This is a genomic window from Pseudoalteromonas sp. P1-26, assembly GCF_001401795.1.
GTDB lineage: Bacteria > Pseudomonadota > Gammaproteobacteria > Enterobacterales > Alteromonadaceae > Pseudoalteromonas.
The window spans coordinates 1-8,793 of the sequence record NZ_LKDX01000081.1 but is presented as its reverse complement, the minus strand read 5'-3'; the positions used below and the strand labels follow the sequence as shown (position 1 = coordinate 8,793).

At 42.5% G+C, this 8,793-nt stretch carries 6 protein-coding genes; 4 read left to right on the top strand and 2 right to left on the bottom strand.

Annotated elements, in window-relative coordinates:
• Positions 1-518: 518 nt before the first annotated feature.
• Complete coding sequence (locus tag AN394_RS20570) at positions 519-1,667, top strand: benzoate/H(+) symporter BenE family transporter (protein WP_055022434.1); 1,149 nt, start codon at positions 519-521, stop codon at positions 1,665-1,667.
• Positions 1,668-1,727: 60 nt separating this feature from the next.
• Here AN394_RS20570 and hemH read toward each other — a convergent pair whose 3' ends face one another.
• Together hemH and AN394_RS20560 are read right to left on the bottom strand one after the other, a co-directional pair.
• Positions 1,728-2,750 carry a ferrochelatase gene (gene hemH / locus AN394_RS20565; protein ID WP_054553442.1) on the bottom strand — a complete coding sequence of 341 codons (1,023 nt, stop codon included), beginning with the start codon at positions 2,748-2,750 and terminating at the stop codon, positions 1,728-1,730.
• A 78-nt stretch (positions 2,751-2,828) separates the two neighbouring features.
• Positions 2,829-4,136, bottom strand: coding sequence for an HD domain-containing phosphohydrolase (locus AN394_RS20560; RefSeq protein WP_055022433.1), 1,308 nt, complete (start codon positions 4,134-4,136; stop codon positions 2,829-2,831).
• A gap of 95 nt (positions 4,137-4,231) precedes the next feature.
• Between AN394_RS20560 and AN394_RS20555 the strand changes: the two genes are divergently transcribed.
• The 3 genes from AN394_RS20555 to AN394_RS20540 all read left to right on the top strand — a co-directional run bounded on the left by AN394_RS20555 (position 4,232) and on the right by AN394_RS20540 (position 8,783).
• Positions 4,232-5,191, top strand: a complete 960-nt coding sequence (locus AN394_RS20555) for a sensor histidine kinase (protein WP_055022432.1) — start codon at positions 4,232-4,234, stop codon at positions 5,189-5,191.
• An 82-nt stretch (positions 5,192-5,273) separates the two neighbouring features.
• Positions 5,274-5,924, top strand: a complete 651-nt coding sequence (locus AN394_RS20550; protein WP_054563239.1) for a UPF0149 family protein — start codon at positions 5,274-5,276, stop codon at positions 5,922-5,924.
• A gap of 315 nt (positions 5,925-6,239) precedes the next feature.
• Positions 6,240-8,783, top strand: coding sequence for a TonB-dependent siderophore receptor (locus AN394_RS20540; protein ID WP_055022431.1), 2,544 nt, complete (start codon positions 6,240-6,242; stop codon positions 8,781-8,783).
• Positions 8,784-8,793 lie beyond the last annotated feature (10 nt).

The following is an 8,793-nucleotide window of genomic DNA, read 5'->3' as shown; positions in this document are numbered from 1 at the left end:
AATATGCCACTCATTCAGTGCAAATGCTGTAAGTGGCAGAATGAAGATTAATGCAAGCGTCCTGTTCACATGTTTCTCTTACGGGTTTTTATGTTAACTCATTGTTAGTTTTTACCTCAAGTTAACAACTCGGTCAATAGTTAATCACTAAGTAGTGGTTTTTATTATCGTGTCGATAAAATTAATTTGTTTTACTCGGCTCTGAATGCTGAGCATAATCCGCGTTTTTTTTCACCGAAACTCCAAGACTAGAGGTACCGACCATGCGCGGGTGGATCATTTATAAAGATAGCCAAGGCTTGTTAAAGCAAGAGACCTATGAAGTAGAACGTTAAATATTGAAGTAGCTAAAGAGCCTTGTTTAGAGATGGTTTTAACTTTATAAAAGCGTGTTTATAACACGCCTTTTTTGTGTCATCTGTATAGTAAATAAATCTTAAAATACTACAAAAGTGTACAGTGCCATCTGGCAAATCATAGGATATGGTAGATTTTTAATTGCAAAGGAGTGTGTGTACATGAGTCAGCTCATCAGTCGAGCAACCGCGGGTTTAGTGGCCGTTATTATTGGCTTTACCAGTTCAATCGCGCTTATTTATCAGGTTGTTATGGTGTTAGGTGGCACACCTGATTTAGTTGCCAGCTGGGTATTAATGCTTGGTCTTGCGATGGGCGTCAGCTCGATTGCGTTGTCTTTTTACTACAAAGTACCCATTCTTATTGCGTGGTCAACAACCGGAGCGGCACTCCTTATTTCAAGCGCCCAAGGGTATAGCTTAAACCAAGCTGTTGGTGCGTTTATGTTCTCGGCGGCGCTGGTTTTTTTGTCTGGTATTACCGGCGTGTTCGAAAAAATGATGAACAAAATTCCAAGCCAATTGGCCTGTGCCATGCTTGCAGGCGTGCTGGTGAATTTTGGTATTGATGTGTTCAACTTTATGAATGAGCTGCCTTTAGTGATTGGTTTAATGGTGGCTGTTTATTTATGTGGCAAGCGCTATTTTCCACGCTTTGCTATGCTTGCAGTGGTTGTGGCGGGCTTTTTAATAGCAGGTCTGACTGGGCAAATTGATACCTCTAGCTGGCAGTGGAAAATGAGCGAGTTTGCTTATATTGCGCCTGAGTTTGACTTAAACGCCATGATAAGTGTTGGTTTGCCGCTATTTATTGTGACCATGACGTCGCAAAACTTACCGGGTATTGCTGTTTTAAAGGCGCATCAATACAAAGCCCCTGTATCGGCAGCGTTAAATGTAACCGGACTTTTAAATGTATTTATTGCACCATTTGGTGGTTATGCCATTAACCTAGCGGCCATAACCGCTGCCATTTGTATGAGCCCTGAGGCAGATAAAAACCCAAGTAAACGTTATTGGGCAAGCATTGCTGGTGGTGTGTTTTACATTATTATGGCGCTCCTTGCGGCAACCTTGGTCGGTTTGGTAGCAAGTTTGCCACAGGCATTAATTTTGGCATTGGCAGGCATTGCGCTATTCGCCACTATTGCTAGTAGTTTACAGCAAGCATTAACTGAGGCGTATTATACCGAAGCCGCTATCGTGACCTTTTTAGTTACAGCTTCAAACCTAACTTTGTTCTCGGTTGGTTCTGCATTTTGGGGAATTGTTGCAGGTACGGTGACTTTGGTTATGACACGTAAAGATTAATGTCAGGTTTCTATATTAAAAAAGGCCCTAGTTACTGTATATAATAACTAGGGCCTTTCGTTATTTAAGTAATGGTTTTATCACTTCAAACATCGCATTGATATGGTCATCGCGGGTATTCAATGCAGGAATGTAGCGGTACTTTTCACCTCCTGCGTGTTCAAAGTTTTCGCGGTTTTCGCCTTCGAGTTCTTCTAACGTTTCTAAACAGTCGGCACTAAATGCAGGGCTTAAAATTGCAACGTCTTTAATACCTTCAGCAGGGTAGCTTTCAAGGGTTGCGTCTGTGTATGGCTTCAACCATTCAGCTTTACCAAAACGGCTTTGGAAAGTTGTTACAGCAAAGTCTTTCTCAAAGCCAAGTTTCTCTGCCACTAAACGTGTGGTTTGCATACAAAAACAATAGTAAGGGTCGCCGTTTTCTAAAAATAGTTTCGGTGTACCATGGTACGAAAACACCAACTTTTGCGGCGTGCCATGGGCATTTAGATCTTCGCTAATGCTAGCAGCTAGGGCATCAATGTATGTCGGATTGTCGTGATAACCATTAATAAAGTGTAGCTCTGGCACCCAGCGCCACTTACGAAGAACATTCGATACAGCATCAAACGTTGAGCCAATAGTAGTGCTTGAATATTGCGGGTACATTGGCAGCACAATCACACGAGTGATGCCTTTTTCGCGCAGCTCTTCAAGGCCCGCTTCAATTGAAGGGTTACCATAGCGCATGGCCATAACCACTTCAGTGTCGTGGTGTCCTTTGTCTTTTAAAAGGGCTGCCAATTTTTTGCTTTGCTCTCGGGTAATATGCGTGAGCGGTGAGCCGTTTTCAGTCCAGATGCTTTTATAAAGTGCCGCTGAGCGTTTTGGGCGTAACGTAAGTACAAAGCAATAAAGGATGATCATCCAAATAAAACGTGGGATCTCGACAATTCGAGGGTCCGATAAAAACTCGCGTAAATAAGTTCTAAGTGCCGCGGTAGTAGGGGCGTCTGGGCTCCCTAAGTTAGTCAGTAAAATGCCCGTTTTTTTGTTGAATCGGCCGTCATGAGGCTTATCGGTAATGGCGGAAAATCGCGACACTGAGTGCTCCTATATGAAGTAATCGTAATATAAATCTCATTGTAACGAAGTAAGCTGACTATGTGATCACTTTATTCGCTAATTTTTGATCATGATCCTGAAAGGGTTTGGTTTTCTTGCTTCAAGCTGCTGCAGTTTTGCAATCGATTTTGCACCAAACACATGCCCTTTAGGTAATAACAAGATACCGTCGTAGCTTCTTAGTGCGTGCCCAAGTACCATCCCGTTTTTAAGATCTTGAGCCGAGATAATTTTCATGGTGCCGACTTTTTGATCGCTCGCACAGGTTATTTTTATGCTATCTAATACGTCTAAAATTTTTGGGTGATAGTGAGTGCCGCTGTATAGCCGTAGCTGATCAAGTGCGCTTTCGTAACGGCTGTTATCTTGCACTGTGATATGCGCAATAGCCTGCCAGAAATCGCGGGCTACCGCTAAAATCATTGCCGTAATTGGTATTTCTTTGCCCTTTAAGCCCTTCGGTGTGCCCGAGCCATTGTAATGCTCAAACTGGTAATAAATCGCCTCAGAGACATCATGTAAATGGGTCGCTGGCATGAGCATCAGCTGAGCGGTACTTGGGTGGGTGTAAAAGATTTTTTTTTGGTTTTCGGTTAGTTCCCTTGTTGGCTTTTTATAAAGCTCAGGCTCCATGGCGAGCAAGCCTATTTGCGCAAGATAACCTGCCATTTCAGCTCTTTCGATATGTTGTTTATCTAAACCAAGTTGCTCTGCAATTTGCTTACTGGTGGCAGCAATGTTTTGTGCTTGCATACCATCAAGGTACGGATTGGCATTGATAAAGTTATATAAAATCTCAAAAGTACTGCGATGCTCGTGTTTTTCACGCTCATTGACTTCTTCGAGCTGTTTGAGCACTTTTCGAATTTGTAACGTACGCTTTTCTACCATTTGCTCAAGGTTGTTGTTTAGCTCTTTTAACTGGCTGTTTTGCGCTTTTATTTTTTGCTCTAACTGCTTGTTTTGGCGCTTTAATGAGGTTTTTTCTATGCCATCACTAATATTGCGTAACAGTAATTCGTTTTGCCATGGCTTTTGGATATAGGCATGGATTTTACCTCTATTAACGGCGGCAATGGTGTTGTCTATATCTGAGTAACCGGTTAGCAAAATTCGGTGTGGTTCTGGGTCTATATTAAGTGCTTGTGCAAAGAAGTCGGCGCCGTCCATATTTGGCATACGCATGTCGCAAATGATCACATCAAAGCTATAAGTAGCCAAAACCTTTAGCCCTTCAAGTGGATCTGAGCAGGCTTTTGCAGTGATGTTATTCGCTGATAACAGGCGCAAAAGAGTCCTCAAGACGATTTCGTCGTCATCAATGCATAAAACCTGAATATGTTGCTTGCTAACTTGTTCTGCCATACCGTTTTACTATGAGTCATCGTTAATCAATAACATAGCCTTAAATCAAGCCTTGTGCTAGGTTTTAAAAGAGACAAACAGAGTTTGAGACGAATATGGATGACTTTAAGCAAGCCTATTTGTTAGAAAAAGCGGCCAGAGAAGAAGCTGAACAATTGCTCGCAGACAAAAGCCGTATTTTAGTGGCATTAAACAGTGAGCTTGAGCAAAAAATTGCTGATTTAGAGCATCATCAAGCTATGTTCATTCAAGCCGAAAAAATGGCCACTTTGGGCACTCTTTGTGCTGGGGTTGCCCATGAAATAAATAACCCTCTTGCCTATAGCATTAGTAATGTCGATTGTTTAAAAAATTACTGTAATTACTTTAGCGAGTTACTTGCTGTATGTGATGAATTTGCCTGCAACGATGCTGATAAAGCCACGTTTTGTAAGCAGTTAACTGAGCTTAATAAAGTGCACTCGTTTCGCTTTATGGCTGATGACTTACCTGAGCTAATAAGCGACACCTCACAAGGCTTGCAAAGGATCAGTAAAATTGTTGCCAATTTACTGGATTTTTCTCGGCCAAAAGGTCACGACAAGCAATTTGCTGATATGACCGAGGCTGTAAAAAGTGCCGTTAAACTACTAGCAAACCAACTCCGTGATTGTAATTTACAAACCCAATACAGTCCTATATCGCAAAGTTGGTGTAACTTACCCGCAATAAGCCAAGTAATTGTCAATATTCTGATAAATGCTAAGCAAGCGTGTAACAGCCTAGGTGAAAAAGCTGAAATATCTGTCGCTGTGTATGAGCTTGAACAGCATATTTATATCGATGTTGAGGACAATGGCGCCGGTATGTCAGAAGAAACCATTGCGAAAATATACGATCCCTTTTATACCACTAAACCCGTTGGAGAAGGTACCGGCATGGGGATGACCATGGTATATGCCATAGTGCATGAACATCAAGGGTGTATTGATATTCAAAGTACAGAAGGAATGGGCACACGAATTAGCTGCGTGTTCCCGGTACAAAGTCAGGTCAGGAAGACTGTAACTAGCTGACAGTATTTCAGTTGTTGCAAAAATTTGTGAATTCGCTAGGGTAGGAATACACCCTTACCAAAACAACATGTAAAGGCTCAATATGCTTAACCAACAAAGTTCGGATGTATTTAAAAATTACCTCGCTAGTCAAAGCGAAACTAATCAAGTCAGCTTGGATCAAGTGATTGGCTATATGTCTGGTTTGTTAGCCTGCTCAGAGTTTTTTGGTGAGTCAGAGTTAGCAAATTATATTGCCGATAATGATGAAGCGGTATTCAACACCTTAATGACAGATTCAGAGCCGCGCGATGCAATGATTGAACTGCTCGACAACGTAACCGAAGCACAAGTTGAACAAAAGAAAATCTTAGCCGAATTATACCCAAATGAAGTTAACAGCAATGAACCAAGCCAAGCACTACAAGACTTTTGTAGCGGGTATATTGCAGCGTACATTGTGAACCAAGATATTTGGCACAGCGATTTACAATTTTTACTCAAGGCTGATTCGCAGCAAGAAAACGAAAGCGAAGATGGCCAGTTGTTTATTGATAATTTTGAAGCAACACTCGATTTACTTACTACTTTTGCAATGTGGGATCAGGCGCTGGCAAATCATCCTGAACCAGAAAAACTAGGCGAAGGGTTTGTCACCTTCTTTAATGCGCTAGACGAGAGCTTATCTGAGATTGCCACTATGGCGTTAATGCTTGAAGATGAAAAACTGGCGATGCTTGAGCAAGATCAGTAAACATTTCCCTCCTCAGTAGAGATAAGCTGATGGTTGCATTATTTTGCTTATTTCTACTGAAAAATGAATAATTCCAACCTTAAAAATTCCATTAATACTACAAATGGAAATATTTATACCTAAGTCGTACCTGATTTTTCTTTCATTTTGTGGATTTGTTGATAGGATGTTTTGCAAGAGTTAATTCGCAGGCTTGAGTTAGCTTTCAAAATCGTGATTTCTAAAATCAACAACACGTGCTTAGTGCTTTTCTTAATTTCTCCAAAAGGGGCGTCTTTTTGTTTTAAGGAAAGCCGGAATATCAACAGGATACACATGACAACACATTCTTTAAGTATGCTGGCCGTTGCGGTTAGTGTGGCTGTTTCTGCGACTTCAGTGCAGGCAGCAGAGCAAGCATCTGCTGCGAAAGCAGATACAAACATCGAACAAATCTCTGTATTAGGCTCACGAGTTGCCAATCGTACAGCTACCGAATCAACATCGCCGGTTGATTTGATTGATGCTGACGACTTAAACAAAGGTGGTTTCACTGAGCTGGGCCAAAGTCTGCAAGCGACGGCTCCTTCATTTAACTTTTCTCGAACGCAAGTGTCAGATGGCTCTGACTTATTTAGACCTGCGACTCTTCGTGGTTTACAGCCAGACCAAACGTTAGTGCTTATCAATGGTAAACGCCGTCATAACCAATCTATTTTTGGCTTAAATGGTACTGTAGGTGCCGGTGCTGCGGGCACTGATATGAATGCGATTCCGCTTACTGCGTTAAAAGGTGTTGAAGTACTTCGTGATGGTGCTGCTGCGCAATATGGTTCTGATGCGATTGCCGGTGTTATCAACTTATCGTTAAACGATTCAACGGGTGTTACAACGGGCTATGTGCAAGCGGGTAGCACGGGGGAAGGCGATGGTGACACTATTTCAATGGGTTTAAACCGTGGCTTTGATTTAGGTGATGAAGGCGGCTTCATTAACTTTTCTTTAGAATACCGTGATGCTGATGGCACCAACCGAGCTGAGCGTGACACTGGAGGCTCAGTTGATGTACCAGCCGGTACGCTGTCTGACGAAGTTCGTTGGGGACAGGGTAATGCTGATAGCGAATTTACGTCTGTGTTTTATAACATGGCATTACCATTTGGTGAGACCGAGCTTTACTCATTTGGCGGATACTCAAACCGTACTGCGCTAGGTAATGGTTTTTACCGTAACTTTGACCAAGCAGCGAAGAACGTTGTGCAAGTATATGGCGATGGCTTTTTACCTCGTATCGATAACGAAGCCGAAGATATTTCGTTTTCACTTGGTTTGCGCGGAGAGTTAAATCCAGATTGGAGCTATGACGTATCTGCCGTATATGGTGAAAATAGCTATGATTTCACTTCAAAAAATACTCTAAATGCGTCGTATGCTGCTGAATATGTGGCGAATAACCCAGATGCAAGTGATGCTGATATTGCTGCTAATGCAGGCCCTTCAGGCGGATACTCAGGTGGCTTTAGATTTGATCAAACAACAGTAAATGCAGACCTTAATGGTATTGTAGATATTGGTCGCAGCGAGCCTTTATATGTATCTGTGGGTGCTGAGTACCGTAAAGAAAATTATGAAATCGTGCCGGGCGAAGAAGCCTCTTATGCGTGTGGTTTAGCTAATTCAGATAGCTCATACCCTGCGGTAAACGACAGCAGCGTATTCGCTGAGTGTGGTTTCCAAGCTTATAACGGTTTGCGCCCTGAAGCGTCAAACAAAGAGAGCCGTCACAGCTATGCATTTTATGTAAATGCCGAAACGCTGATCACGGACGCATGGCAAGTAAGCACAGCGCTTCGTTATGAAGACTTTTCTGATGCCGGTGATGACATCATTGGTAAGCTAGCAACGCGCTATGAAATTACCGATGACTTTGCCGTGCGTGGTGCGATTTCTTCTGGCTTTAGAGCACCATCACTGCAACAAAGTGCCTATACAGCTTACACCACAAACTTAGGTGCTGGTGGCGTGTTATTGCAATCATTCACAGCAACAGCGGGCTCTGATTTTCCGTCAGCACTTGGCGTCGATAGCCTTGGCCTTGAAAGCTCAGAAAACTTAAGTGCAGGTTTTGTTTACAACGTAACCAGCGATTTATCGCTAACTGTTGATTTTTACCATGTTGCTATTAAAGACAGAATTACCCTTGGCAGCTTAATGTCGGCGGACGATGTTTCGTTTAGTGCCGAGGCCGTGGCCGCGCTTAATGCAACAGGGGCACAGCAAGCCAACTACTTCTCAAACTCAGTTGATTCAACCACCAAAGGGGTTGATATTATTGCTTCGTACCGCACCGATTTGTACGACGGTAATTTCTCAGCAACCTTTGCGGGTAACATTAACGAAACTGAAATTGATGATGTAAATGCACCTGAGGGGATTCCTGAATCAATCGCCCTTGATGATTTACAACGTAGTTTCTTAACAGACGGTCAACCAGGTGAGCGTGCTACGCTAACGTTTGAATACGATCGTGGCGATTTCAACAGCATGCTACGCTTTAACTACTATGGTGAAACAGACGTTAAATACTTTGGTAATGACCACATTGGTTTACCTGATGAGCTATCACCTACCGGTGAGTTTAAAGACACAAGCACGGTAGAGTCTGCGGTATTAGTGGATGTTAACGTGGGCTATCAGCTAACTGACGAACTCATGCTATCGGCGGGTATTGATAATATCTTTGATGTAACGCCAGACGAGCTAGGCGAAGATGAAGCACTTGATTTTATTACGAATAAAGCATTCAAATACCCTGTTCGTGCACTACCTTATGGTTTTGATGGTATGACCTACTATGCAAAATTAAGTTTTAGTTTTTAATTCCTAAGTT

Excerpts from the sequence above, each read along its gene's own strand:
- AN394_RS20570 (WP_055022434.1), top strand. The coding sequence starts at position 519 with ATGAGTCAGCTCATCAGTCGAGCAACCGCGGGTTTAGTGGCCGTTATT.
- AN394_RS20555 (WP_055022432.1), top strand. The coding sequence starts at position 4,232 with ATGGATGACTTTAAGCAAGCCTATTTGTTAGAAAAAGCGGCCAGAGAA.
- AN394_RS20550 (WP_054563239.1), top strand. The coding sequence starts at position 5,274 with ATGCTTAACCAACAAAGTTCGGATGTATTTAAAAATTACCTCGCTAGT.
- AN394_RS20540 (WP_055022431.1), top strand. The coding sequence starts at position 6,240 with ATGACAACACATTCTTTAAGTATGCTGGCCGTTGCGGTTAGTGTGGCT.
- AN394_RS20560 (WP_055022433.1), bottom strand. The coding sequence starts at position 4,136 with ATGGCAGAACAAGTTAGCAAGCAACATATTCAGGTTTTATGCATTGAT.